This window comes from Undibacterium sp. SXout20W (genome assembly GCF_049340285.1).
Lineage (GTDB): Bacteria > Pseudomonadota > Gammaproteobacteria > Burkholderiales > Burkholderiaceae_D > Undibacterium.
This window is the reverse complement of sequence record NZ_JBMPPH010000005.1, coordinates 140905-166179: the sequence shown is the minus strand read 5'-3', so window position 1 is coordinate 166179 and position 25275 is coordinate 140905. Positions and strand designations below refer to the sequence as shown.

General features: G+C 46.8%; 23 protein-coding genes and 1 pseudogene. 11 read left to right on the top strand and 13 right to left on the bottom strand.

Features of this window, described 5'->3' with window-relative positions; genetic code table 11:
* The 4 genes and pseudogenes from ACO0K1_RS05120 to ACO0K1_RS05105 all read left to right on the top strand — a co-directional run.
* Positions 1-211, top strand: a pseudogene (locus tag ACO0K1_RS05120) (IS3 family transposase); the annotation flags it as partial.
* Between the two features lie 34 nt (positions 212-245).
* Complete coding sequence (locus ACO0K1_RS05115; protein WP_423023348.1) at positions 246-620, top strand: DUF6404 family protein; 375 nt, start codon at positions 246-248, stop codon at positions 618-620.
* Between the two features lie 295 nt (positions 621-915).
* A complete protein-coding gene (locus tag ACO0K1_RS05110) occupies positions 916-2250 on the top strand; it encodes a M48 family metallopeptidase (protein WP_423023346.1) in 1335 nt (444 codons plus the stop codon).
* A gap of 275 nt (positions 2251-2525) precedes the next feature.
* A complete protein-coding gene (locus tag ACO0K1_RS05105) occupies positions 2526-3281 on the top strand; it encodes a hypothetical protein (protein ID WP_423023344.1) in 756 nt (251 codons plus the stop codon).
* 207 nt (positions 3282-3488) lie between these two features.
* Here ACO0K1_RS05105 and ACO0K1_RS05100 read toward each other — a convergent pair whose 3' ends face one another.
* A complete protein-coding gene (locus tag ACO0K1_RS05100) occupies positions 3489-4286 on the bottom strand; it encodes a beta/gamma crystallin-related protein (protein ID WP_423023342.1) in 798 nt (265 codons plus the stop codon).
* 350 nt (positions 4287-4636) lie between these two features.
* On the bottom strand, positions 4637-5182 hold the full coding sequence (locus tag ACO0K1_RS05095; RefSeq protein ID WP_423023340.1) for a hypothetical protein: 546 nt from the start codon (positions 5180-5182) through the stop codon (positions 4637-4639).
* Positions 5183-5560: 378 nt separating this feature from the next.
* Between ACO0K1_RS05095 and ACO0K1_RS05090 the strand changes: the two genes are divergently transcribed.
* Positions 5561-6547, top strand: a complete 987-nt coding sequence (locus ACO0K1_RS05090) for a hypothetical protein (protein WP_423023338.1) — start codon at positions 5561-5563, stop codon at positions 6545-6547.
* 12 nt (positions 6548-6559) lie between these two features.
* Here ACO0K1_RS05090 and ACO0K1_RS05085 read toward each other — a convergent pair whose 3' ends face one another.
* From ACO0K1_RS05085 to ACO0K1_RS05075, 3 genes are read right to left on the bottom strand one after another with little or no spacing between them, the layout of a single operon-like run.
* Positions 6560-7177, bottom strand: coding sequence for a LysE family translocator (locus ACO0K1_RS05085; RefSeq protein ID WP_423023336.1), 618 nt, complete (start codon positions 7175-7177; stop codon positions 6560-6562).
* A gap of 10 nt (positions 7178-7187) precedes the next feature.
* Positions 7188-7994 (bottom strand): alpha/beta fold hydrolase, encoded by an 807-nt coding sequence (locus tag ACO0K1_RS05080; protein ID WP_423023334.1) that lies wholly within the window; start codon positions 7992-7994, stop codon positions 7188-7190.
* A gap of 1 nt (position 7995) precedes the next feature.
* Positions 7996-9306 carry an O-acetylhomoserine aminocarboxypropyltransferase gene (locus ACO0K1_RS05075; RefSeq protein WP_423023332.1) on the bottom strand — a complete coding sequence of 437 codons (1311 nt, stop codon included), beginning with the start codon at positions 9304-9306 and terminating at the stop codon, positions 7996-7998.
* A 163-nt stretch (positions 9307-9469) separates the two neighbouring features.
* Here ACO0K1_RS05075 and ACO0K1_RS05070 point away from each other — a divergent pair, with 163 nt between their 5' ends.
* Positions 9470-9919 carry a CBS domain-containing protein gene (locus ACO0K1_RS05070; protein WP_423023330.1) on the top strand — a complete coding sequence of 150 codons (450 nt, stop codon included), beginning with the start codon at positions 9470-9472 and terminating at the stop codon, positions 9917-9919.
* Positions 9920-10003: 84 nt separating this feature from the next.
* Complete coding sequence (locus tag ACO0K1_RS05065) at positions 10004-10996, top strand: NAD(P)/FAD-dependent oxidoreductase (RefSeq protein WP_423023328.1); 993 nt, start codon at positions 10004-10006, stop codon at positions 10994-10996.
* Between the two features lie 24 nt (positions 10997-11020).
* On the opposite strand, the gene ACO0K1_RS05060 is transcribed toward ACO0K1_RS05065, so the two are convergent.
* The 7 genes from ACO0K1_RS05060 to ACO0K1_RS05030 form a co-directional block, all read right to left on the bottom strand.
* Complete coding sequence (locus tag ACO0K1_RS05060; RefSeq protein WP_423023326.1) at positions 11021-11401, bottom strand: cupin domain-containing protein; 381 nt, start codon at positions 11399-11401, stop codon at positions 11021-11023.
* Between the two features lie 148 nt (positions 11402-11549).
* Entirely contained in the window at positions 11550-13331 is a 1782-nt protein-coding gene (locus ACO0K1_RS05055) for an ABC transporter ATP-binding protein (protein WP_423023324.1), read from the bottom strand.
* A gap of 221 nt (positions 13332-13552) precedes the next feature.
* Positions 13553-15091 (bottom strand): lysine--tRNA ligase, encoded by a 1539-nt coding sequence (gene lysS, locus ACO0K1_RS05050; RefSeq protein ID WP_423023322.1) that lies wholly within the window; start codon positions 15089-15091, stop codon positions 13553-13555.
* Positions 15092-15218: 127 nt separating this feature from the next.
* A protein-coding gene (gene prfB, locus ACO0K1_RS05045) for a peptide chain release factor 2 (RefSeq protein WP_186910676.1) occupies positions 15219-16323 on the bottom strand; the annotation gives its coding sequence in 2 pieces (ribosomal slippage) (positions 15219-16241 and positions 16243-16323; 1104 coding nt in all).
* Between the two features lie 133 nt (positions 16324-16456).
* The gene (locus tag ACO0K1_RS05040; RefSeq protein ID WP_423023320.1) at positions 16457-16747 is read right to left on the bottom strand and encodes a hypothetical protein; all 291 of its coding nucleotides are present in this window, start codon (positions 16745-16747) and stop codon (positions 16457-16459) included.
* Between the two features lie 160 nt (positions 16748-16907).
* Positions 16908-19124, bottom strand: a complete 2217-nt coding sequence (locus ACO0K1_RS05035; protein ID WP_423023368.1) for a YgiQ family radical SAM protein — start codon at positions 19122-19124, stop codon at positions 16908-16910.
* A gap of 218 nt (positions 19125-19342) precedes the next feature.
* Entirely contained in the window at positions 19343-19792 is a 450-nt protein-coding gene (locus tag ACO0K1_RS05030) for a ribonuclease HI family protein (protein ID WP_423023318.1), read from the bottom strand.
* Between the two features lie 185 nt (positions 19793-19977).
* On the opposite strand from ACO0K1_RS05030, the gene ACO0K1_RS05025 reads away from it, so the two are divergent.
* The 4 genes from ACO0K1_RS05025 (at position 19978) to ACO0K1_RS05010 (ending at position 23673) form a co-directional block, all read left to right on the top strand.
* The gene (locus tag ACO0K1_RS05025; protein WP_423023316.1) at positions 19978-20901 is read left to right on the top strand and encodes an alpha/beta fold hydrolase; all 924 of its coding nucleotides are present in this window, start codon (positions 19978-19980) and stop codon (positions 20899-20901) included.
* 195 nt (positions 20902-21096) lie between these two features.
* A complete protein-coding gene (locus tag ACO0K1_RS05020) occupies positions 21097-21846 on the top strand; it encodes a hypothetical protein (protein WP_423023314.1) in 750 nt (249 codons plus the stop codon).
* Positions 21847-22211: 365 nt separating this feature from the next.
* Entirely contained in the window at positions 22212-22646 is a 435-nt protein-coding gene (locus ACO0K1_RS05015) for an NfeD family protein (protein ID WP_423023312.1), read from the top strand.
* Positions 22647-22722: 76 nt separating this feature from the next.
* Positions 22723-23673, top strand: coding sequence for an SPFH domain-containing protein (locus tag ACO0K1_RS05010; protein ID WP_423023310.1), 951 nt, complete (start codon positions 22723-22725; stop codon positions 23671-23673).
* Between the two features lie 212 nt (positions 23674-23885).
* On the opposite strand, the gene ACO0K1_RS05005 is transcribed toward ACO0K1_RS05010, so the two are convergent.
* Positions 23886-24998, bottom strand: coding sequence for an NADH:flavin oxidoreductase/NADH oxidase (locus tag ACO0K1_RS05005; protein ID WP_423023308.1), 1113 nt, complete (start codon positions 24996-24998; stop codon positions 23886-23888).
* Between the last annotated feature and the right edge of the window lie 277 nt (positions 24999-25275).

Sequence of the window (25275 nt, the reverse complement as noted above, 5' to 3'; positions counted from 1 at the left end):
TAAGCACAGCGCTCTGAAATTTGTGACGCCAGCACAGCGTCATGATGGCCGCGATGCAGCAATCTTGCGACAACGTGTACAGGTCTTTGAAGTAGCGAAACAACGGCATCCAGAGCGCTGGTCTGGTGCGACGCGGGATTGGAAATTGAAGGACGAGGTCTGGCTGAATCCGAAACGAAATCAGGCAGAGGAACTAATGCTAGCAGCATGACTTGACGCGACATCTTTGTTGACAACTACCGAACGTGTCAGAAAAACGCCTGGCGGCACTAAAAATTCTTGAATCTAGCGGTATTTCGCCCAGCAATTACGCACCTCCATTGGTGCGTTTGCTTTGGCGAATGGGAGTTGATATACGGCCGCCGCATTTTGCTCAATTTTTTGTGAACGTATTTCTGATGGGCGTATTTTTCGCCACCTTGTGGGGTAGCCTTATGTGGATTGCCCTTTGGTCTCGGCAAGGATTTGCACCCCTGAATGCATTGATCTCCGCAATAGTAGCTGGCGCTTTATTCGGATTATTGATGAGTGCCTACTACTCCTATAGTCATCGCAAACACAATTTACCGAAATGGAGTGAGATTGAAGAAGTAAATCTCAATCGAGACAAAGCTTTCTAGCCCCCGTCGTACTATGTAGCTACATGCAGCACCAATTTGATCCGTCTGAATTGTTTGATGCAGAAAAACATGACGAATGAAGGTATGAAAAGTAAGCAAAGTAAGCAAAGTAAGCAAAGTAAGCAAAGTAAGCAAAGTAAGCAAAGTAAAGACCTTAAAGTTCAATGTCTGACTTGGCTTCTTTTTTAGACGTCCTGAATTTTAGACTTTCTAAATTTTATAAATCCTAAATTCCTTTGCACCTTTATTCAAAAGTGAATTAACACGTTTCATTCATATAAAAAGGGAAAAATCGATGAAGCTGAAGTCATTTTGTGTAACAGCCATATTTACCGTGGCTGCGTTTTTCGCATCACTCGCATCAGCCTCAGAGCAACCCACTGGCGCGACAACGGCTCCAGTAACTAATGCACACTTTCAAGTCGAACCAGTCAGCGATGAATGGCGCGCTGGGTTACCGCGTGATGCTGACGCAGCCACAAAAGCCTATCTTGATCGATTATCACCAGAGATTGTTTCGCGCGCAAATGCCTATTTTGAAGGCGGCTATTGGTTACATCTCTGGAATTTTTTGTTGGGATTGGTTATTACGACCATCTTAATCAGTGGCAAGCGTGCCGCCCGGGTACGAGACTGGTCGCAGCGAGTTGGTCGTAAGCCATTCTTGCGAGATATGTTATTTGGTGCTTTTTATTCTGTTGCCGGATTTTGTTTGTCACTGCCTTTGTCGATTTACCAGGGATACGTGCGAGAACACGACTATGGCATGGCCACTCAAACCTTTATTCCTTGGTTCGTTGAGCAACTGGTCGGATTGGGCGTCAACACCGTCGGACTTGCTGTTGCTGTTGCGATACTTTATGCCGTGATGCGACGCGTAGGTGCCGGTTGGTGGGTATGGGGCGCCAGCGTGAGTGGTGGACTTTTGGTTGTAGTGCTCCTGATTGGTCCCGTCTGGATTGATCCTTTATTCAATACCTATAAGCCAGTTGAGAATGGCGCAATCAAATCAGCTGTTTTGGCAATGGCTAAGGCTGATGGCGTGCCTGTAGATAATGTGTACGAATTTGATGCCTCTCGTCAGACGACACGCATTAGTGCAAACGTCAGCGGTATATTCGGCTCCGCTGCGGTGAGGCTCAACGATAACTTGTTACGCCGTACGACCTTGCCTGAAATTCGAGCCGTAATGGGGCATGAGCTCGGGCATTATGTTTTGAATCATATTTACAAAATGATTGCAGAATTTGTTCTGATCCTATTGGCAGCTTTTTTATTTGCGCAATGGGCAATGGCAAAGCTTTTGGTTCGTTATGGTGAACGTTTTGCTTTGAAAGGCGTCACCGACGTCGCCAGCCTGCCATTGCTGTCTGCCGTATTTAGCGTGTTCATGTTCTTTGCCACTCCTGTGACAAACACATTGATTCGGGTGCAAGAAATCGAGGCGGATCGGTTTGGACTCAATTTGGCACGCGAACCTCATGGCGCTGCTGAAGCATTCTTGAAGCTCACTGAATATCGTAAGCCCGACCCGGGGCCGATAGAAGAAATCATATTCTTCGACCATCCTAGTACTCGCTTTCGAGTGCATGATGCGATGCGCTGGCGCGAAGCTATGGGGACGCCATAGATAAGGATGAATTTTGAATTTCACCGTGAAGAGAGTTGCTGGCTTGAGCGAATCCATGCTCAAGTAATGCAAAGGCACATCGGTCAAACGTCGATCCTTAACAGCGTTTCCAATGATGTGTGTCTTTGATGGTCAGATACCCTTGCACGGTGAGCAAGTCCACTGCAATGTTGAATGACAAATAAATGGTCTTCAAGCAAACAACCAATGCATATGGTCAAAATAATTGTCCAAAGACGATACTGGATGTATCAAAAATAAAAATAAGAAATTAAATGTTCTATAGAAAAGTGCCCGAAATAACTTTGCCTCAGGCAGAAATAAACCGACCTGAAAAAGTCGTCTATGCAGTCGGTTTATTATGGCTATCAATTGGCTTCAATGTGATCACCCAATTTAGGGATGTTGTTTCAATCGAACAAGCTGATTTAAAATTTTCAGCAATACTTGGCAGTTTTTCAGCGCTTCTGATTCATTCATATGTCGTGTTGCGAATTGCCAAGGGTGGAGTGTTGGCGCTGTGGCTTTATGTTTTGCTCAGTATTTTGAGCTACTTCATCTTATTTTTTTATTTCACTTTCGACGGATATACGCCACTGGATATAGGTTTGCAGATTGCTCAGGCTGCTTTCGAAGTGATCGCGTTTTTTTACTTATTCGGTGAGCCTTCCAGACGGTGGTTCACGCAGGTGCGCCACAGTCGAAAAATGCAGCAAAAATTGCCAATCCGTTTGATTCATAAGGATGGAAATTTAAGAATAATACGAACTACATTTTGCTGGTCAGCGTTTTTGCTCACCCCATTGTGGGCGGTCTCTGAGCGGCTATGGCGCCCTTTGGGGTTTTCACTGATGTCCTATTTGATGGTGAAAATCTGTAACGATGCTTTCCATATTGAGGGCAATAGTGGTTACCCGGTTATTGCATCTCTGATGTACTTTGTTACGATGATAAGTTTTGGATTACATGGAAGCGAGAGGCTGATTTATTCGCTGGAGGAACGCGGTTATTCGCGAATTCAAGAAAAATAACTGACAGAAAATCGCACACTTCTCTGTCAGCCGTATTTTTTCAATCGCTTTGAAATCTGACTAAAATCTGACTTACTCATCGATGCAAAAAAGGGCAGGCCGGATTTACGTGTTTTTATCGATTCAATTATCGACTTATTTGCCGGCATGTTCGTCGCCATATTCGTCGGCTTATTTGTTGCATTATCTGTTGCGTTATCAGTCGATTTATTGCCTTGGTTCGCCATTGCGATTCACTATGATGGTCGCTCCTGGTGCTTGACGGGTTTGCATATGGTGCTCATACCCACGAAAATTGTAGGTGACGTCCCATGAATCGGGCTCCTGATTTGGTAGTGTCCGACAACGCTGAACATTTTTTGAATAGCTCTCTCCAGAGTTTCCACCAACGTTTGCCCCAAGAACTGCCCCTGCTACCGCGCCACCTGCTGTCGCGATGTCGCGACCAGTTCCACCACCAATCTGGTGACCCAGCACCCCACCAAGGATGCCGCCAACGATTGCTCCACCAACATTGTTGTGGGAGGGTTCGTTAACCTGTTGTCGCTCGGTCCAGCAGCGCTGTTCTGCGGCACCGTATACAGCATGCACTGAGGTAACCTGTGCTTGAAATACATCTTCATCGGGACGACGGCGATATTCATAGGCAGGTGTTGTTTGCTGTGCTACTTCATTATTGTAGTAATCGCTATGATTGACTGGCCTTACCGAGGATATTCGGTCATTCATGCCCATGGAACTCAGAGAAGGATAATTTCCTTTTTGGAGAATCATGCACTTGCCGCCGAAGCTAGCGTCATCGCATATTTCCCATCTCCCGTTCTCAACGATGATTGATGAGGCTTTATCGTTAAAACCATACCGATTCAGATCGCCCACTTCACGCGAGGTTGAAAACGTGCGCCCACGCCATCCGTTATTTTCGTAAAGTATGATTTGTGCCATCGCATGCGCTGACAAGGTCAGAGCCGTGGCTACAAAAACCGATTTGAAAAGCAGGTTCATCGTTTTCTCCAAAGAGTATTTTAATAATGACAGTACAAATCCTATGGCGTCAAATTGCCAGGTTGCACTTGTGCATAGTCTGAGAATCGTTGATCGCCATTTAAGTTGATGACCAACTCTGGGATACCACAAAAGTCAGACCGAAAATTTTGTACTGCAGTGCAGTGCCTTTTGATACCTGAATGCAGGCAACCGCACTACTTTTATTGATCTGCGGATTATCCGCAGATAGCCTACAGACATTCCGCTAACAATCAGCAGAACGTCCGCAGAGAAGCTGGAGCCAAGGCGCAGAAACGCCGCAATTACTCCGCAGTCAAACCGATTGCTACTCGCCAAAGACGCGCTTACTATTGTCCATATTTTGTTTTTGCCGCATCGATACAAGTATTTTTACTCGCGCCAGATAATGCATCGCACTTTTCTAATGCGACTTTGTAATTGGCCGTTTGTTTATCGTCGTGGGCGTCCGTCCGTGCATCGATCACTTTTTTATCAGCGGTAGCATCCGCTTTTGCTGCAGTCATAGTCGCTTTTGCTTGTTTTAAACATACGTCTTTTTGATTGCCGCCTTGATTTTCGCATTTTGCTTTATCTACACCATAGTTAGCATTTGCAATGTCCTTGCGGGCACTGGCGCGTTCACTTACCGTGCCTTTATACTGCGCTTTTGCATTGGCTTCGACTTGAGTGCGAGCAGCTTTTGCTTCAGCTACACAAATATCTTTTGGATTTCCTGCCAATCCGTCGCAGCGAGCATTTGCAATTTTATAGTCTGCAGCGGCGCTATCTTTGGCCGCTTCATAGGTTGTTTGTGCTTCGGTTTTTGCCGCAAAGGCAGGTGAGGAGAGGGCAATCGAGCCCCCTATCAGTAACAACGTGATTGCGAATTTCATTTTGAATCCTTTTGTTTTGAGGCGAGCATTTTTAGTCTATTTCGAACCGTCGGCAAAAAGTGCCTTGTAATTCGAACCTCATACGTTCAGTTTTACATGATGTGCAACATTAGTTCTGTTCGGCAAAGTACATAATTCATTTTGCCTGAACGCGGAATTTTGATGTCAATTGTGAAATTATTGACTGCAATGTGGGACGTGAAAATTTGATTTTCGGAGACAGTTTCATACATCAATAATTGCCTTGTCGCAAATTTTATACATTTATATTTCAAATCTGACTAGTATTAAGCTGCGGCGAGTTTATTTCTGCTTGCCTGATTGAACTACTGATAAAATTTCAAGTACAGCTACCGTGTAAAAGAAGTGAGACCTGTCATGGATAGTAATCCTGCAAATGAAACGACTTATTACGATATTTTTAACGGTGATGCCGATGGCATTTGTGCTTTACATCAATTGCGCATGGCATTTCCGCATGAAGCGGTCGAAGTCACAGGTGTTAAACGCGATATCGCTCTGCTCGATAAAATTGAGGTCAAATCTGGCGATTATCTGACCGTGCTGGACATCTCGTTTGATGCAAATGCCAATGCTTTAAGGCGTCACCTTGATGCCGGTGCAAAGGTTGCCTATTTTGATCATCATGAAGCACGCACAGCGTTTCAGCATCCGCAACTTGAAATGCACTGGTCGGAAGAAAAAGATGTTTGCACCAGTATTTTGGTCAGTCGTTGTTTGCATGACCGGTATGTCATGTGGGCGATTGTTGCTGCGTTTGGAGACAATTTGATCCACACGGCAAATGGCATGTGTACCAAGCAAGGCTTGAGTTGGACCGACCGGACGTCATTGCAAGAATTGGGTAAGCTGTTGAATTATAACGCTTACGGTGAACAGGTTTCTGATCTGCATGTTCATCCTGCGGCACTGTATAAAGAAGTCCATCGCTTCGTCAATCCGTTTGACTTCATTCGCAGTTCTCCGCATTTTTTAGCGCTGCAATTTGCTTATGCGGAAGAGCTCACTTATCTCAATGACTTACACCCGCTTGAGTCAAGAAATAAATGTACGATTTATGTACTACCAGATGCGTCTTGGTCGAGGAGGATTTCTGGTTTATTGGCAAACAAACTGGTAGAAGAACAACGTGATTCTTCGTTTGCCGTATTAACTCCTAAAACATCTGGTGGCTATGTTGTCAGTGTCCGCTCTGCGTATCCGGAATTAAAACCTGCCAGCCGATTTTGTGCCGCCTTCCCCCAAGGTGGAGGGCGGCAATTGGCTGGCGGGATTAATCATTTAGATGATGGCGATATTGCGTTGTTTGTACAGCGTTTCTTTGATTATTTTGACGTGCCTTGATCTTAGAAAAAGTCAGACTATCGCAATTAAAACACCAGCGGTTAGCACCAATGTGCCAGCAATTCGTTCGGTGATCAGTACGTATTTTTCTTGTGTGGCAAGATGGCTGGCTTTGCTGGCTAACATGCCATAGCCAAGGAGTATGAAAAACTCAGGAATGATCGAGCAGGCCGCCAGAATCAACATTTGCGTGCCAATTGGCTGTGAGGGATCAATAAATTGCGGCAAAATCGCAACAAAGGTCAACATGCTCTTTGGATTGGTGAGCTGCAACATCAACGCACTCGTATAAATCTGCCTGCCAGATAGTTGTTTGTCATCGATACGTGAAAGAGTAATTGGAGACGGTCGTCCAAAGATTGCGGATAATCCCAAATAGACCAGATAGGCTGCACCCAGGTATTTGATACCCATAAAAATAGTCGGCGACGCCAATAGAGCGCCGCCCAGTCCGCTTGCTGAAAGCATGAAAAAAATCGCGTTGCCAGACAATATCCCCAGATTAACGAACAGCGATTTCCTCCATCCGCGCGCGATACCATAAGCTACCACCATCATGACCGCTGGCCCTGGCGACAAAGACATTGCGGCCTCAGTGATGGTAAATAATCCCCAGCTTTGTAATGTCATTGCCATCCGCTCAGCCCTTTATAAATGCGAAGAGGGCGTTTAAAACAGCATCGGACTGCTCTGTCATTAAAGAGTGACCACAATTTTCTATCAAGGTCACTTTTGCGTGAGTGATCGCTTTGGTCAGAATGGCGGTTGCTTTAGGCGGTGTCATCATGTCTTTTTTGCCGATCAAAAAGAGCGTAGGGCATTTCACGGTCAATGCGGCAGCTTCGCCGTTTGCGTAAGCATTACAAGCAAAAAAGTCGGTATAAAACAAGGTATCAGGATTGATCTTTGACATTCTCTGCATTAAACGTTGACTGCCGCCAAGTACTGAAAATCCGGGGCCAGGGAACGAAGGCTTGTGCGCAATGGACGTGTGTGACCAGATATTGACCATATCAATCGCAGTCTGTTCCTGATCGAGAGCTGCACTGAGCAAGGTGTCAGATACCTTCATTGGGTATGCAGTGCCGAGCAAGCATAAACTGCCTACACGACCGGCTGCTTTAGCGCTCGTTTCAAGTGCAATTAAGGAGCCCATGCTGTGACCAACCAAGTGCGCTTGCGGTATTTGTGCAGCATCCAATAAAGCGACTAGCCAGTCTGCCATCGCTTCACCGGACGTTAAGGCCGGCCCTTGGCTGCGTCCATGTCCGGGTAGATCCACCGCAAGTACATTGAAACCATGATGGGCAAAGTAGCGGCTTTGTAGCGCCCAGACCGAATGATCATTTTGGGCGCCATGGATAAAGACCACGGTTGGTAATTCTGGGTTAGGTGACTTGCCGCCCGTGTAGGCGTAGGCGTTGTGCTGATTCACTTGAATGATCATCTCAGGCTCCTTTCTGGGCTGCTTTCAAGCCACGGCTTAGGTCTTCGATCAAGTCATCCACATTTTCCAGCCCGACCGATAAACGCATTGTTCCCTCGGTGATGCCAGATGCGCTGAGTTGTTCTGCCGGAACGCGGAAATGGGTTGTCGATGCAGGATGAATAACGAGCGATTTTGCATCGCCAACATTGGCAAGGTGCGAGAAAATATTTAATGATTCGACAAAACGTTGGCCGGCGGCCCGGTCACCTTTTAGGTTGAAAGAAAAAACGGCGCCACAGCCTTTGGGTAGTAATGTCTTTGCCAGTTCGTAATCGGGATGGGAGCTTAACTCCGGGTAAGAAACCGACGCTACTGCGGGATGCGCGACTAAGAATTCGACCACTTTACGCGTGTTGGCAACATGTCGATCCATGCGTAAACCCAGAGTTTCTACCCCCTGTAGGATGGCGAAGGCATTGTGTGGGCTCATGCAAGCGCCGAAGTCGCGCAGCCCCTCACGTCGCGCGCGCAATGAGAAAGCGGCGACCGTGGATTCTTCTGTAAATACCATCCCATGGAAGCCGTCATAGGGTTCGCATAGTTCGCCAAATCGTCCTGTTTTTTCATACGCTTCTTGCCAATCGAAGATGCCGCCATCCACCAATAGCCCGCCAATGGCTGTACCGTGGCCGCATAAAAATTTTGTTGCTGAATGAAAGACAAGATCTGCACCATGATCGAAAGGTCGCAGTAAATAGGGCGTCGTGAACGTCGAGTCCACCATCAATGGCAGATAGTTTTCATGGGCAAGGGCAGCTACTTCTGGGATGTTGAGCACGTCCAGTCCCGGGTTGCCTAAGGTCTCAGCAAATAATGCCTTGGTGTTTGGACGTATTGCGGTGCGCCATGCATCGAGGTCACGTGGATCAACGAATGTTGTATCGATGCCGAAGCGTTTCATGGTGTAGGCTAGTAAATTCTGCGAACCACCATAGAGCGCGCGCGAAGCGACAATGTGAGAACCAGCGCCGGCAATCGTTGCCAGGCCTAAATGCATCGCTGCTTGACCACTGGCAACGGCAATCCCCGCGACACCGCCTTCTAATGCTGCAATGCGTTCTTCCAGAACGGCGTTCGTAGGATTCGAGATGCGCGAATAAACATGACCTGCACGCTCCATATTGAATAGCGACGCCGCCTGATCAGAGTCCTTAAAAACATAAGACGACGTCAGGTAAATCGGCGTGGCTCTGGCGCCGGTAGCAGGATCGGGTGCTGCACCTGCGTGCAATGATAAAGTATCAAATCCAGGGTAATGTGGACCGCTCATATGCTGGTATCTCCATATTGTGATGGCGCAATGCTACCATTAACGTCACAAAATGAAATTGTGTTTTCAGCGGTAAAAAGTGTGAACATGCTGGATTTTTTGCATCGCATACGATACATTGGAAACCAGTTACATAAAACACAGATAACAGGAGGGGCACGCCATGAAAGTTTCAGAAATACTCCAGGTGAAGGGCAATATCCTTTTTACTATCACGCCCGATACGCCGATTGCTGATGCTGTGAGTGTGATGGAAGAAAAAGACATTGGATCGCTGGTTGTTATGGAATACGGTGATCTGGCAGGGATTTTGACTTTCCGCGAAGTCATCCGTGCAATTCATAGCAATAAAGGCTCTCTGGGAAATGGTACCGTGCGTAAATACATGGATGACCATCCAATCACCGTGACACCGGAAACCGAAGTGAATGAAGTGCGCCGCATGATGCTAGAAAAACACTCGCGTTATTTGCCTGTCATGGATGCGAAAACCTTGTTAGGTGTGATTTCGTTTTATGACGTTGCAAGAGCTGTGCTTGAAGCGCAAAGCTTCGAAAATAAAATGCTTAAGGCCTATATCCGCGATTGGCCTGCTGAACATACTGAAGAGTAAGAACACAATGTTGACTTAATTAAAGATGACGCCCGCACTGAGAATGTTGCGGGCGTTTTTTATTTGTTGAAAAAAAGGAAAAATATGCAGATCGCCGTAGTAGGGGCAGGATTGTCGGGATTGACTGTAGCGCGCCAATTGCAATCGCAAGGTCATCATGTCACTGTGTATGAAAAAAGCGCCGGGGTGAGCGGTCGCATGAGTACGCGCCAGACGGAGCTAGGAGGTTTTGATCATGGTGCGCAATACTTCACGGCAACATCCGATCGATTTAAAAAAGAAATCAGCGACTGGAAAAAATTAGGTTGGGTGACGGCGTGGGACGAGAAGTTAGTCAGCCTGGATCATGGACAATTTAAGTCCGCTGGAAAGAGCGCGACGCGTTATGTTGCAACCCCGGGCATGAATGCCTTAGGAAAGCAACTTGCGCATGGTCTGGATGTTCGCAAAGGACAGCAAGTCGTTGCAATCGAGGGGTATAACGAGCAATGGCTGCTCAAGGTGCAAGCGGATACCGTTGGTATTGCCGCTTCTGCTGGCCCTTTTGATGCAGTTCTGCTGGCAATTCCAGCTGATCAGGCGGCGCCATTGCTAGGTGAATTGCCAAAATTTGCCGATCAAGCCACGAAAGCTAAGATGTTGCCATGCTGGACACTGATGCTTGGTTTCCCGACCTCGTTAGATTTGCCTTATGGCGGTGCCTGGGTGAATCAATCTCGTTTGTCGTGGATTGCCCGCGATACCTCAAAACCGTTGCATAGGGCAGGGGAACGTTGGGTGGCCCAAGCGAGTCCTGCATGGAGTATTGAACATTTAGAGGAAGATCCGGAACGTGCCAAAGAAAAGTTACTGAAAGCCTTTCACGAAGCTACTGGTTCCTGGATACAGCCAATTCACGCCGTGGTCCATCGCTGGCGCTTTGCGCAATCTGAGCATCCTTTGCCTTCAGATTGCCTCTGGGATGCAAATCGCAAAGTAGGTGTTTGCGGTGACTGGTTTGCGGTTGGTTTAGAAGGTGGCGGACGGATAGAAAATGCGTTCCTCAGTGCGCTTGCGCTGGCGAAGTCAGTTGGCTGATTTATTGGAAAATTTACTGGAAATTTACTGTAATATTTTGGCAAGCCCACGTGCGGGCTTGCCAGCATCGTAAATCGTCCAGGTCTTTTTGAGGTAATTGGGGACATGCCAAACGGCGCTGGTCCCAGCGCGAAACAATGCCGTGTCTCCTGCATTTAAAGTAAATTGTTTACCTTGATAATCAAGATCAACGCTGCCTTCTAAAATGTAGACTGCCTCGTCAAGCTGATAATGCCATTCAAATGTTGATGCGTCGCACTCAAAAATACCTGAGCTGGTTTTCCCATCTGTGGATTTAAAAAATTCATTGACTCTAAAGTTGGGCGTGCCAGCTTTGACCCATGCTTTATTTACCTCAAAAGGACGTAAATGTAATTTCACGGATTCAGAGCTTGGGGCAGGCATTTGAGACGCGTGTCGAATTGCCTCATATGCGACAAACCCTGAAATACTGATGATTCCTCCTGCGAAGGCAGCTTTGACTATGGCTCTCATACCTTGTGTAACTCAATGTATTGGAAGGTTACATAATAACTTAGAATGTAAATTTATTCTACAAGCGTTCTCCAGTTTGCAAACGCCAGAGACTCGCGTAGTGTCGATTGAGCGCTAATAATTCATCGTGAGTACCATTCTCGACAATGGTGCCTGCATCGACGACATAGATAGTATCTGCATGTCGGATCGTGGAAAGTCGATGGGCAATGATAATTGTCGTGCGATTTTTGCTCACCACGTCGAGGCTACGCTGGATTGCAGCCTCAGTCTCGTTATCGACGGCACTGGTGGCTTCATCCAAAATCAATATGGGTGGATTTTTAAGAATTGCGCGCGCCAGCGCCAGACGTTGGCGCTGTCCCCCTGACAGTTTTTGTCCTCTTTCGCCGATCTGCGTGGCAAATCCGAGTGGTAATTGTTGAATGAAACCAGTGGCTTCAGCCGCTTGCGCCGCTGCAGCAATGGCTTCATCGGTGACGTTTACCAAGCCATAGGCAATATTGTCAGCGATGGTGGCATCGGTCAAGAAACTATCTTGTGCGACATAACCAATAACGCGCCGTAAATCTTGCAAATTTAAACTGTCTGTGGGAACGCCATCCAATAAGATGCGGCCTTGCTGCGGCGTATAAAAACGGAGTAATAGCTTCACGAGCGTCGATTTTCCAGAGCCCGTTGAGCCAACAAACGCCACGGTTTTACCCGCCGGAATATGTAGATTGATTTCTTTTAAGGTACTTTGTTCGCCGTAAGAAAACACTACTTGATCAAAGCGAATGTCGCCTTCGACAAGGGTCGGAGACAGGTGCTGTCCGTCATAGTTAATATTGATTTTTGTATCGAGCAAGTTCATCGCCCGGTCAATGGCCGACATCGAACGTTGATACATGTCGGCCACCTCGGCCAATCCTGTCATTGGCCACAATAATCTCTGTGTCAGATATACCAATACAGAATAGGCACCGATTGCTAAGTCACCTTGTAATGTCAGCCAGCCACCATAAACTAAGGTCGCCGTAAAACCGGCAAGGATCGCCATGCGTATGACGGGCGTAATTGCAGAGCTGATGGCGATAGCGCGGGCATTCGCTTCGCGATAATTGTTGCTTGCTTCGGCGATATGATTTTTCTCAAGATTTTCCGTTGCAAAGGCTTTGATCGTCGCTAATCCTAGTAGATTATTATTCAGACGCGCACTGACATCACCCGCAGCCTCACGCACTTCGGCGTAACGTGGTGCTAAGCGCTTCTGAAACCAGAATGCACCGAATAAAATTGCTGGAACGGGCAATAGCGAAATGACTGCCAAAGAAGGCTGAAGGATAAAAAATACGGCACTGACCATGATAGAGGAGCAAATCACCTGAATGATTTGATTGGCGCCACCATTTAAAAAGCGCTCCATTTGGTTGATGTCTTCATTTAAGATCGACATCAGATTCCCAGTGCGTTGATTTTCGAAATAAGCCATTTCCAACTTTTGCACATGGTCGTACGTATCAAGGCGCAAATCATGCTGCAAATTTTGCGCGAGTTTGCGCCATTTGAGTGACAGTAAATACTCAAACCACGACTCGCCGCCCCAAATTATCGCGTTGACAATGCCAAGAACAATCAATTGATGCCAGGTGTCGGTGATGCCAATGCCACCCAATACGCGTTTCGCTAAAAAGCTTTTATCACCATTGACCACGATATCAACGGCAACGCCGATGAGTACCTCTGGCAGGATATCGAAGAATTTATTCAGTATCGAATACAGTACTGCCAGCCGAAAATCTGCGCGGTATTGCTTGGCGTAATGGAGAAGTTTTTTTAGCGGATGGATCGTCGGCATGGGCTTAGGTGGGAAGGGTGATGGAGAAGGGTAGATTCTACCGTGACCGGTTTTTTTAATGCATGAAATTGAAGTTATCGCAATTAATGCAGTTATGTAACTTGCTCCTTAATTACGATACTCCCCTACTAAAAATGAAAAAACACCCGCATTTCGTTACGAAGATTGGGTGTTTTTAGGTGCTGGCGGGAGTATTTAATTTCCTCCCACCTTTGCTCTACTTAGTCTTCACGGCGCAGGTGCGGGAATAGGATGACGTCACGGATATTTGGCGAGTCGGTGATCAACATCATCAAACGATCAATGCCAATACCGCAACCGCCGGTTGGAGGCAGGCCATATTCGAGGGCGCGGATGTAATCGGCGTCGTAGAACATGGCTTCGTCGTCGCCTGCTTCTTTTGCGGCCACTTGTGCCTGAAAGCGTGCTGCCTGATCTTCTGCATCGTTCAACTCTGAGAAGCCGTTCGCAATTTCGCGGCCGGTCATGAACAATTCAAAGCGTTCTGTAATACCCGGTGTTGTATCAGATGCACGGGCCAGTGGCGATACTTCGACAGGGTAGTCGATGATGTAGGTTGGGTTCCACAATTGTGCTTCAGCGGTTTCTTCAAACAAGGCCAATTGCAATGCGCCCAGACCTGCTGTAGCGAAAGGTTTAACGCCAAATTTCAACAATTCTGTTTTGATGAATTCTGCATCGTGCAATTGTTCATTGGTGTAGTGTGGCGCATATTTGTTGATCGCACCAACGATCGTCAGGCGTTCAAATGGCTTGGATAAATCCAGCTCTTTACCTTGATACGTCAATACAGCAGTGCCGTGCGCATCTTCAGCTGCTTTGCGAATGACTTGTTCAGTGAAGTCCATCAGCCATTTGTAATCAACATAGGCTGCATAGAATTCCATCATCGTGAATTCTGGATTGTGGCGTGGTGAGACACCTTCATTACGGAAGTTACGATTGACTTCAAAGACGCGATTAAAACCACCGACCACCAGGCGCTTCAGATACAACTCTGGTGCGATACGCAGGTACATTTCCATGTCTAAGGCATTGTGGTGCGTGATGAATGGTTTTGCAGCAGCGCCGCCAGGGATGACGTGCAACATTGGTGTTTCTACTTCCATAAATTCATGGCTGGCCATGAAGTTACGGATGGAACTCATCGCCGCAGTACGTGCCTTGAATGTGCGACGGGTGTCTTCGCTCATGATCAGGTCAACGTAACGCTGGCGGTATTTGGTCTCTTGATTTGCGAGGCCGTGGAATTTATCTGGCAGAGGGCGCAGGGATTTGGTTAGCAAACGCAACGTTGTGACTTTGATCGTCAGTTCATCCGTTTTGGTTTTAAACAGAACGCCTTCGATTCCCAGGATATCGCCAAGATCGTAATGGCGGAAGGCTTCCATTTCAGCTTCGCCAGTCTTGTCGGTCGTGACGTAGAGCTGAATGCGACCATCAGCACGGATGCCGGACGCGTCCTGCAATGTCGCGAAAGCGGCTTTTTTGCCGGCTTCGCGTTTGAGCATCATGCGGCCGCCGACGCTGACCTGAACGTTTAAAGCTTCTAATTCTTCGCGACCGACGTCGCCGTATTGCGCTTGCAAGTCTGCAGCTTTATGCGTAGGGCGAAAATCGTTTGGAAAAGCAATGCCTTTGGCGCGAATGGCGTCTAGCTTTGCACGACGTTCCGCGATGATGGAGTTTTCATCAACCGGCAATTCGCTGGCAGTGCTTTGATTGTTTATTTCTGACATAAGATTTCTCTCAGTTTCTCAGTTTATTGGGCAGCATGCCCATCGATTATTGGTGCTGGTGAGCGCGCCTGTCGCAACGATGTTTATTATGTTGAATGACGCAGGAACGCGCTCACGGATATTTAAATCAAACGCCTTGCTTCAAAGATGCCGCAATAAATTCATCAATATCGCCGTCGAGCACCGCTTTGGTATTGCCTGTTTCAAAACCAGTACGCAAATCTTTAATGCGTGATTGATCGAGCACATAAGAACGAATCTGATGACCCCAACCGACGTCGGTTTTTGAATCTTCCAGATTTTGTTTTTCGCTCATGCGTTTGCGCAATTCCAGTTCGAACAGCTTAGCTTTCAACATTTCCCATGCTTCTGCACGGTTGCGATGTTGGCTGCGATCGTTCTGACATTGCACAACAATACCGGACGGGCCATGGGTCAAACGCACCGCGGAGTCGGTCTTATTAATATGCTGACCACCAGCACCAGAAGCGCGATAGGTATCAGTACGCACGTCGGCAGGGTTAATATCGATCTCGAACGAGTCATCCACTTCTGGATACACAAACAAGCTGGAGAATGAGGTATGACGGCCATTGTTAGAGTCAAACGGTGACTTACGCACCAGACGATGAACGCCAGTTTCTGTGCGCAGGAAGCCATAGGCGTATTCGCCTTCTACTTTTAAAGTCGCGGTTTTGATACCGGCAACGTCGCCATCGGATTGTTCCAGGATCTCAACTTTAAAGCCTTTGCGTTCGCAATAGCGCAGATATTGGCGCAACAACATGGAAGCCCAATCTTGTGCTTCCGTACCGCCCGCACCAGCTTGAATATCGATAAAGCAGTTGTTTGGATCCATAGGATTGTTAAACATCCGGCGGAATTCCATGCCTTCAACCAAGCCGCGCAAATCTTGGGCGTCGATTTCGATTGCTTCTAAAGTATCGTCATCGGCTTCTTCACGTGCCATTTCGAATAAATCGTTGGCATCTCGTAAGCCTGCATTGGCTTTGTTGAGCGTATCGACAATCGCTTCTAAGGATTTTTTTTCTTTACCCAGATCTTGGGCGCGTTTAGGATCATCCCAAACTTTAGGATCTTCTAATTCGGCGTTAACTTGTTCTAGTTTCTCTGACTTGATATCGAAGTCAAAGATACCTCCGAAGTTCGGCTTCGCGGACCGTCAGGTCGGCAAGCAGGGAGGACAGGCTATTGAGGCGTTCGGCTTCCATAATGTCGCTTTTCTAATGCAATAAAACCTTGCATTATAACCTTACCGGCACCTGAGTAGTGGCTCAGGTGCCAATAGTTTTATGGAACTGCATCACCTACGTAAGGAAAAGGCGAGATTTTGTATTTTTTATATTACCAAACAGACGTGGATACGGTCGGCTGAGTATGGCGATGGCTTTCTAACCATTTTGCTAAGTGATTTTTAAAGCAGGAAGGGCAAATGTGGTATTGCGTGATTTTTGCAGAACCACCGCTTGGGCGGGACTCCTCTTCCTCAAGTGAAATGGTTGTGTTGACCTTCTCGTGCTCATTGGTGCTCCAGTTCTCGTCCCAGAGGGATTCGGCACCACAGACGTCGCACGTGAGCTTATCGAAAACTTCTTCGGTGTGCTCTAAAATTAAAACGGTTTTCATGTGTTTCATACTGCCTCCGGATGGTAGGTGTGTAAAAAAATGCGTCTAACCGATGAATTTATTGTACATCAGCAATGCCATCGAATTGGCTGTGGATGTAAAAAAAGCTGCGTGGTGTGCGCAGCTTTTTTGTGTTGCAAGAGTTTGGCTCGTGAAATGAGCGACGTTACTAACGTCGCCCTGACTTTGCTGGCGTCGCTTTCGGTTTCGGCGACTTGTACGCCAGGCCCGTACGGGCAGGAGGTGTTGCCGGTTTCGTGGCAGACACTGCGCTTGTGCGGGCAGCCGGTTTTTTTCCAAACGTATTGATTTTCGGCGCAGCAACCCGTCGACCATTGGCAATGCCGCTTTCTTCGATGGTAATTGGAATCACTGGTTGGCGCGCTGGAATTAAATGTCGCGGACCGCTGCCGATCAGATCGCGCCGCCCCATGCGTACCAAAGCTTCATGGATAATTTCCCAATTTTCAGGTGCGTGATAGCGTAACAAGGCTTTGTGCAATTTACGGATTTTGCCGGAGCGGGCAGTTTCTACAATTTCAGAATCTGCTGTCACCTTTTTGAGCGGATTCTTGCGCGTATGGTACATGGTGGTCGCCAATGCCATTGGGGTCGGCATAAACGTTTGTACCTGATCTAGCTTGAAGTCATTCTTTTTAAGCCAGATCGCCAAATTGACCATATCTTCATCCGTCGAACCAGGATGGGCGGCAATGAAATAAGGGATCAGATATTGCTCTTTATTCGCTTCTTTAGAATACTTTTCAAACATTTGCTTGAATTCGTCGTAACTGCCGATCCCTGGCTTCATCATCTTCGATAAAGTATCGGTTTCAGTATGTTCTGGCGCAATCTTCAGCAAACCACCAACATGATGGGTGACCAGCTCTTTCACGTATTCTGGTGATCTGACGGCAAGGTCATAGCGTAAACCTGAGCTGATCAGGATTTTCTTCACACCGGGAATGGCGCGGGCTTTGCGGTAGATCGAAATCAATTTACTGTGATCGGTACCCAGATTCGAGCAAATCGATGGATAGACGCAAGAAAGGCGGCGGCAGGATTCTTCGATTTTTTTGTCTTTGCAGGCGAGGCGGTACATGTTGGCAGTTGGCCCGCCTAAATCAGAAATGGTGCCCGTGAAGCCTTTGACTTTATCGCGTATTTCTTCGATTTCTCGCAAGATCGATGGTTCAGAACGGCTTTGAATAATGCGGCCTTCATGTTCGGTAATCGAACAGAAAGTGCAACCACCAAAACAACCACGCATGATGTTGATTGAGAAACGGATCATTTCCCACGCAGGTATGCGGGCTTTGCCATACGCCGGATGTGGTGCACGCGCATACGCGCGGTCATACACGCCATCCATTTCATCCATCGCTAATGGCAGCGGTGGCGGGTTGAGCCAGACATCACGGTCACCATGCCCTTGCACCAGCGCCTTGGCGTTACCCGGATTCGCTTCCAGATGGAAAACACGTGAGGCATGCGCGTACATCACGGCGTCATCTTTGACTTCATCAAATGAAGGCAAGCGGATCACCGATTTATGTTGTTTGTTTTTGAGCATGAGCTGGCGTTCTTCACGGCTCATGATGCGAATGGCTTGCTGTTGCACGACGCTGGTTGGCGCTAATTCTGGTGTGACGGTTTTGGCTTCATCACCAGTCGCACATTTGGCATCTTTTTCTGGTGTCATCGCATACGGGTCGGTATGCGCCTCGAGTTTGCCAGGGGTGTCGATCTTGACCGAATTAATTTCAGTCCAGTCTTCATCGGGCAGCCAGCCTCGCGGCACCATGAATGCGGTACCGCGTAAATCACGAATATCTTTGATTGCTTCGCCTTGGGCGAGGCGATGTGTCAGGTCGATCAATGCGCGTTCGGCATTGCCGAATAACAAAATATCTGCTTTGGAATCGGGCAGTACGGAGCGACGGACTTTATCGGACCAGTAATCGTAATGCGCAATGCGACGCAAACTCGCTTCAATACTACCAATCACGACATTCGCATCCGGGAATGCTTCACGTGCGCGTTGTGCATACACGACCAAAGCACGGTCAGGACGCTTAGTGCGGTCGCCATCGGGCGTATAGGCATCTTCTGATCGAATCTTGCGGTCGGCCGTATAACGATTCACCATGGAATCCATGTTGCCCGCCGTGACGCCAAAGTAGAGGTTTGGCTTACCAAGGACGCGGAAAGCGTCAGCAGAGTGCCAGTCAGGCTGACTGATGATGCCAACTCTAAACCCATGATGCTCGAGCAAGCGTCCAATGAGAGCCATACCAAAGCTGGGGTGGTCAATGTAGGCGTCGCCTGTGACTAAAATGACGTCGCACGTATCCCAGCCTAGTTTGTCCATTTCGGCGCGGGACATAGGTAAAAATGGGGCTGTGTTGCTACCGCCGACATCATCGCGGAAGCGTGGGAAAGAGAAGAGATTTTTTGGCAAAGGATTCATGGGCGCGATTTTACCGGAAAGCAGCCATCCTTGCTTGCCGCATCTGGAATTTATGCTGAATAATCAAAAGCTTGCGCGTTTTATTCAAGGTTTGTGATTGAAAAAGCAAGAAATCTTGTATCGGGAAGTTTTTTTTAACTTTTGATGTCAATTTGTTGGCGCATTAGAGCGTCAGCTTCTGTGTTTTTATGACGTGGAATCCATTTCAAGCGGATGTTAGGAAGGTGGGATAGTAAGGCGAGCGCCCTGATTCTATAGGGGTGTAGTCTTGTCGCCGCATTCTTTTCTGATCCCAATACATCATTGATAACAACTTGACTGTCGCCGCGCAATAAAACACTTTCTCTCGAAGAGGGAGTGACGTGCAACGCAATGAGTTCAAGTGCAGCAATAAGTGCCTGGTATTCCGCGTCACTGCTATCGCCATCCCCAATGTGCCTGGTTTGGGTGAAAATTTCACCATCTTTGCCTTTCAAGATGCATGCGATATGGCACTTCCCTGGATTAGGTTTGGCTGAGCCGTCAAACCAAGCCAGCCAACTTGCTTCTGCGTAGGGATCAATATCTTGTTTAAATCGAGCCATTTATTGCCTTGAAGATTTTTTTTGCTAAGTAATTGATGAAAGGGAGTTTTAAATCACATTTTATCCGTGAATTGATGGCACATTATGTTTGGCTGGCGACAAATCGCGCGCATAGTGTGCTCCATGAGGGCAAATTGAGGCCGGATATCGGCTTTGTGAATATTTTTTTGAGTGAAATGAGATTTATGTTTGACATCATTAAGCAAAAAATCAAGCAATATCAAACTGGTATTTTTGAACATGTAGTTCGCGCCGGATACGAAAAGGCGGGACTCGGGAAGAAAAGCATCCATATTGAGTTTGGCGATATATCCTATCTTGGCAGCACAATCCTGCGCTCTGACGCACAATCTGATGCGCAATCTGACCCGGTGATTTTGATGCTGCATGGTTTTGGCGCAGGGAAAGAAACGTGGCTCAGCTTTGTCGATCAACTGTCACCGACCAATCCTATGTTGATTCCAGACTTGCCGGGTCATGGAGAAAGCTCGTGGGTTGATGAATTGGATTATTCGATTCATAGCCAAACTAACCGTATTCATGACATGTTGCTGGCACTTCAAATTCACAAAGTGCATGTTATTGGTCATTCGATGGGAGGAGCAATTGCGTTAAGGTTGGCGCATTTGTATCCTGAGATAGTGACATCGTTGGTATTAATCAGTGCGGCGGGTGCCGAAATAAAAGAAGGTAAATTAGAGAAAATTGTTGATTTCCGTGATCTGAATCCGTTGGTAGATGTGCAATCCAGAGATGATTACCAACGATTATTGGAAATCTGCATGAACAAGCCACCTTATATTCCGCGACTAGTTTTTAATTTGATGGCAGATAAGAAAATGGCACGTTTTGACATTGATAAGAAAATATTTACTGATATTGCGGTAGATATCGATCAAAGTACGTACCTGCAACGCTTACGGTTTCCGACTCTTATTCTTTGGGGAGATCGTGATCAAGTTTTAAATGTCGCCGATGCGGACTATCTGAACGAGAATTTAATCGGCAGTCATAAGCTTATTTTGGCTGGAATAGGGCACATACCGATGATTGAAGATCCCGTATTGACCAGTAAATACGTAAGCGAATTTTGGGAGAAGCTTGCTTAATAAAAAAGTGAGTGAAAATGCCTGCTGACTGCTAATTTCTCTGTAAAGTGCGACAAGTTTATGCATTTTGAGCTGGAATACCGCGAATTTTGTATTAGTCTGTAAAATGTAAGCAGAATATCATTTCAATTATCGATCATTTCAACCAGAATGACCTGTGTTGGCCGTATTGTGGCTGGCGAATAGGGGTTTTTTATGTCAATTTCTTCACTTGGTGCTGGCAGCTATCAGACTGTTGGCTCGCTGGGCACGTCTGCAAATACATCCGTCAACGCAACCAGTGCTTCGAATAATGTAACTGCTACAGCGGCTGACAGTTCGACTGCAACTTCCGCGGCTGCCGCAGGTTCTTCTAATTTGAGTACGTTAAATGCGGCGATTGCACAAGCATTGGCGCAAATTAACCCGAATATCGATTTGACCAGCCTATTGTCTTCGAGTGGTCAACAGTCTTCGTCACATTTTACGAGTAGCTTGTTAAATTCTTTGCCTGGCCTTAATGCGCAAGCTGCAACAACGGGTAATTTATTCTCTATGCTTGATGATTCTTCGAATAGCACGGATAGTTCTGGGAATAATAATATTGCGCAGCTTCTCGGTCTCTCATCCGGTAATTCATCCTCTTCAGGATCGTCAGGAGCGGCGTCCTCAAGTCCAGCACCTGTTCAACTGAACAAAAATAGCGCGACCTTCAATCTGCAATCAAGCATCCAACAATTAATAACCACACTGGGAAGCAATGCAAGTTCGCTTAATAGTATGTTTGGTGATTCAGGTGGGTCTTCAAATTCTTCGACTTTAGCTCTTCAAAGTTCATTTAATAGTCTTGTAAGTAACAGTGGCGGCAATCCTAGTCAGGCCAATTTGCAATCTTTTCTGAAATTGGTCGCAGCTAACGTTGAGGGTAGTACTTCGATAGGCAGTTTGTTTAGCACCAGTGCCTGACCGTCTGATGATCGTAGTGTAAGAATCGTATTGTAAGAATCGTATCGTAAGAGTCGTGGTTAAGAGTTGCTGTGTACGTCTCTTTGATTGAAACGAACTTTTTCAAAAATAAAAAGCCTGCAAATTGTTTGTTTGCAGGCTTTTTATTTTTGGTTTTATTTTGGTTTTAATATGCTTAATTTTGCATATGAGTAACTTATGAGTAACTTATAAGCAATTAACCGGTAAGTTACCGGTTAATTATTGCCAATTTAAAAAATATGCTGATGAATCCATGGCTAAATATAATCAATTTTACCGGTGACGCTTGGTGTAAATTGGATCACAATGTGTAGTCTAAATAATAATTATAGAGGTGGCAGAGAATGAACGCATGGATGACTTGGGCAGTACTCGCTGGCGTGGTTGTGATACTGGAACTATTCAGCGGAACATTCTATTTGTTAATGATTGCGATCGGTATGGTTGCGGGGGGCATTGTCGCTATCATCGGCTTTGGATCCTCGGTGCAGCTAATAATTGCCGCTATCGTAGGGAGTTTGGCGACAATTTTTCTGCATAAGAGTAAATATGGCTGGAAAGGAAACGTGAATGCAGCGCGCGATCCCAATGTGAATATGGATATCGGTCAGACAGTTGATGTGCAGAATTGGCATCAACAATCAAATGGTCACTTTAGTGCGCGTGTCGCTTATCGAGGTGCGATGTGGGATGTAGAACTGCATCATCGCGATGGCGATGCAGGGCAATACGTGATTCATGAAATTCAGGGCAGTAAGTTAATCGTTAAACCCATGTGAGGTTTAAAGGTCAATAAAGAGTTTTAAAGCGTGGTATTTAGTCTGAATGACTTCTCAAAAACAATAAGGTGGGTATATGGAAAGTATAGGAAGCGTGGCTCTGGTTTTGTTTGTTCTGGCTGTTGTCTTTGTGTTTAAAACGATTAACGTCGTACCCCAACAGCACGCTTGGGTCGTCGAACGGCTCGGAAAATATCACAGCACCTTGGGGCCTGGTTTGAATATTGTCGTCCCGTTTATTGATCGTGTCGCCTACAAGCATGTGCTCAAAGAAATTCCTCTCGATGTGCCGCCACAGGTATGTATTACCCGTGACAATACGCAATTGCAAGTTGACGGGATTTTATATTTTCAGATCACTGATGCGATGCGTGCGTCTTATGGTTCGTCCAATTACATCGCGGCTATTACGCAATTGGCACAGACTACGCTGCGTTCAGTAATCGGTAAAATGGAACTCGATAAAACCTTTGAAGAGCGCGATCATATCAACACCACAATTGTTAGTGCGATCGATGAATCCGCAGCAAATTGGGGTGTCAAAGTGCTGCGCTATGAAATCAAAGATCTGACGCCGCCCAAAGAAATTTTGCATGCGATGCAAGCGCAAATCACTGCAGAACGTGAAAAACGCGCTTTGATCGCCGCATCAGAAGGTCGCAAGCAAGAACAAATTAATATTGCAACCGGCGAACGAGAAGCTTCAATTGCTAAGTCGGAAGGTGAAAAGCAAGCCTCCATCAACCGTGCTGAAGGTCAGGCAGCTGCGATCTTGTCTATTGCGGAAGCGAGCGCCGAGGCAATCCGTAAAACTGCCGCCGCGATTCAATCGCCCGGTGGTGAGGATGCGGTTAATCTGAAGGTGGCAGAGCAATATGTTGCCGCTTTCGCTAATCTGGCTAAAACAAATAATTCAATTATTATTCCCGCAAATCTTGGTGATATGAGTGGATTAATTGCTACCGCGATGCAAGTCGCAAAGTCCCAAAAAGGGAATGTGACAGAATCGCCGAAGCGTGTAAGTTAAACGGCTGAGCAAAAAATTTGAGATCTTGATATTGCATGGTTGCTTTTTTGTGTTTTGGTGTTGTATCGTAAAATCAAGAGGAGCACGATCAGGAATGGCCTGCTCGTGCTCTTTTTAACGAGAGTTAGGTGATTATTTTGATTGCAACTACATTGCACCGACATCACGCGGACATCACGCGGACATCACGCCGACATCACACCTAAACCAAATTATCTGCCACCAATTTTTGTTTCACCAAATAAGGCTTTTTGATCGCGCGGCTGGGAGCGCCAGTATTGTTTAGGTGCATCAACTGTCGCGCCAAGCCTAGCGGCAGCGTGCCAAGGCCAGTGTGGGTCATAGAGAATGCCACGGGCAATCCCAATCATATCAGCCTGACCGCTTGCAACAATTTCTTCCGCTTGTTCCGCCTCGGTAATTAGTCCGACGGCAATGATTGGCATTGAAGTCGTTTTTTTGATTCTGTCGGCAAATTCAACCTGATAACCAGGTACGACAGGAATTTGCTGCAATGGCGATACGCCACCACTCGACACGTGTAAAAAAGCGCATCCACGGAGCTCTAATTTGTTGGCGAATACAATGCTTTGTTCAACATCCCATCCACCGCTGACCCAATCACTTGCTGAAATTCTAATACCAAGGGTGACATCTTCAGATATGGCACCTTTGACGGCATCGAATACTTCGAGAGGAAAACGCAAACGATTTTCCAGACTTCCCCCGTAGTGGTCGTCGCGTTGATTCGACAGCGGTGATAAAAATTCATGCAATAAATAACCATGCGCAGCATGTAATTCTATGGCATCAATCCCTAAACGCTGAGCCCGTATCGCCGCATCAACAAACGCTTGTTTTATGCGCGCCAAACCGGCACTATCTAACGCTAACGGTGAAGCGTCATTTGCGCCGTGTGGAATGGCAGACGGCGCTACGGTTGCCCATCCACCATCTTGGGGTGCAATCAATTGACCACCGTCCCACGGTGTCTGACTTGATGCTTTGCGTCCTGCATGGGCTAATTGAATTGCAATTGGCATTTTCGAATAATGGCGTATTGATGCCAGCACTTTGGCAAGTGCGGCCTCGGTGTCATCAGACCATAAACCTAAGTCCGCAGGTGAAATTCGTCCGATCGCTTCGACCGCGGTGGCTTCAATGATCAGCATACCGGCCCCAGACAACGCAAGTCCGCCGAGGTGAATGAGGTGCCAGTCGGTCGCTTTCCCATCGACAGCTGAATATTGGCACATCGGCGCAATAATAATGCGATTTTTTAGCGTCAATTTGCCCAAAGAAATGGACGTGAATAGTGCACTCATCTTTAAATTTCCTATCATGGTGAGTTCCCTGTCTCCAGGGAATGAATGGCGGCTCCATCTTAAGGCATTTCGTTTTTGCGTGCAGAATGCATCTATTTTAGCCAGCCATATGTTGTCGTTTGATTGTCGTTTGATAATGGGCAATCGATAATTAAGGATGGGCGATACGCAATGGGCAATACGCAATACGCAATGGGTAATGGGTAATGGGTAATGGGCAATGGATCATTTTCATTGCTATTCCAAACTTCTAAGTAGTGAGTAATGACGAAAATAT

Excerpts from the sequence above, each read along its gene's own strand:
- ACO0K1_RS05065 (WP_423023328.1), top strand. The coding sequence starts at position 10,004 with ATGCAGATCGCCGTAGTAGGGGCAGGATTGTCGGGATTGACTGTAGCG.
- ACO0K1_RS05025 (WP_423023316.1), top strand. The coding sequence starts at position 19,978 with ATGTTTGACATCATTAAGCAAAAAATCAAGCAATATCAAACTGGTATT.
- ACO0K1_RS05080 (WP_423023334.1), bottom strand. The coding sequence starts at position 7,994 with ATGATCATTCAAGTGAATCAGCACAACGCCTACGCCTACACGGGCGGC.
- ACO0K1_RS05095 (WP_423023340.1), bottom strand. The coding sequence starts at position 5,182 with ATGAAATTCGCAATCACGTTGTTACTGATAGGGGGCTCGATTGCCCTC.
- ACO0K1_RS05030 (WP_423023318.1), bottom strand. The coding sequence starts at position 19,792 with ATGGCTCGATTTAAACAAGATATTGATCCCTACGCAGAAGCAAGTTGG.
- ACO0K1_RS05040 (WP_423023320.1), bottom strand. The coding sequence starts at position 16,747 with ATGAAACACATGAAAACCGTTTTAATTTTAGAGCACACCGAAGAAGTT.
- lysS (WP_423023322.1), bottom strand. The coding sequence starts at position 15,091 with ATGTCAGAAATAAACAATCAAAGCACTGCCAGCGAATTGCCGGTTGAT.
- ACO0K1_RS05020 (WP_423023314.1), top strand. The coding sequence starts at position 21,097 with ATGTCAATTTCTTCACTTGGTGCTGGCAGCTATCAGACTGTTGGCTCG.
- ACO0K1_RS05010 (WP_423023310.1), top strand. The coding sequence starts at position 22,723 with ATGGAAAGTATAGGAAGCGTGGCTCTGGTTTTGTTTGTTCTGGCTGTT.
- ACO0K1_RS05105 (WP_423023344.1), top strand. The coding sequence starts at position 2,526 with ATGTTCTATAGAAAAGTGCCCGAAATAACTTTGCCTCAGGCAGAAATA.
- ACO0K1_RS05070 (WP_423023330.1), top strand. The coding sequence starts at position 9,470 with ATGAAAGTTTCAGAAATACTCCAGGTGAAGGGCAATATCCTTTTTACT.
- ACO0K1_RS05085 (WP_423023336.1), bottom strand. The coding sequence starts at position 7,177 with ATGACATTACAAAGCTGGGGATTATTTACCATCACTGAGGCCGCAATG.
- ACO0K1_RS05055 (WP_423023324.1), bottom strand. The coding sequence starts at position 13,331 with ATGCCGACGATCCATCCGCTAAAAAAACTTCTCCATTACGCCAAGCAA.
- ACO0K1_RS05015 (WP_423023312.1), top strand. The coding sequence starts at position 22,212 with ATGAACGCATGGATGACTTGGGCAGTACTCGCTGGCGTGGTTGTGATA.
- ACO0K1_RS05110 (WP_423023346.1), top strand. The coding sequence starts at position 916 with ATGAAGCTGAAGTCATTTTGTGTAACAGCCATATTTACCGTGGCTGCG.
- ACO0K1_RS05100 (WP_423023342.1), bottom strand. The coding sequence starts at position 4,286 with ATGAACCTGCTTTTCAAATCGGTTTTTGTAGCCACGGCTCTGACCTTG.
- ACO0K1_RS05035 (WP_423023368.1), bottom strand. The coding sequence starts at position 19,124 with ATGTCCCGCGCCGAAATGGACAAACTAGGCTGGGATACGTGCGACGTC.
- ACO0K1_RS05075 (WP_423023332.1), bottom strand. The coding sequence starts at position 9,306 with ATGAGCGGTCCACATTACCCTGGATTTGATACTTTATCATTGCACGCA.
- ACO0K1_RS05005 (WP_423023308.1), bottom strand. The coding sequence starts at position 24,998 with ATGAGTGCACTATTCACGTCCATTTCTTTGGGCAAATTGACGCTAAAA.
- ACO0K1_RS05060 (WP_423023326.1), bottom strand. The coding sequence starts at position 11,401 with ATGCCTGCCCCAAGCTCTGAATCCGTGAAATTACATTTACGTCCTTTT.
- ACO0K1_RS05090 (WP_423023338.1), top strand. The coding sequence starts at position 5,561 with ATGGATAGTAATCCTGCAAATGAAACGACTTATTACGATATTTTTAAC.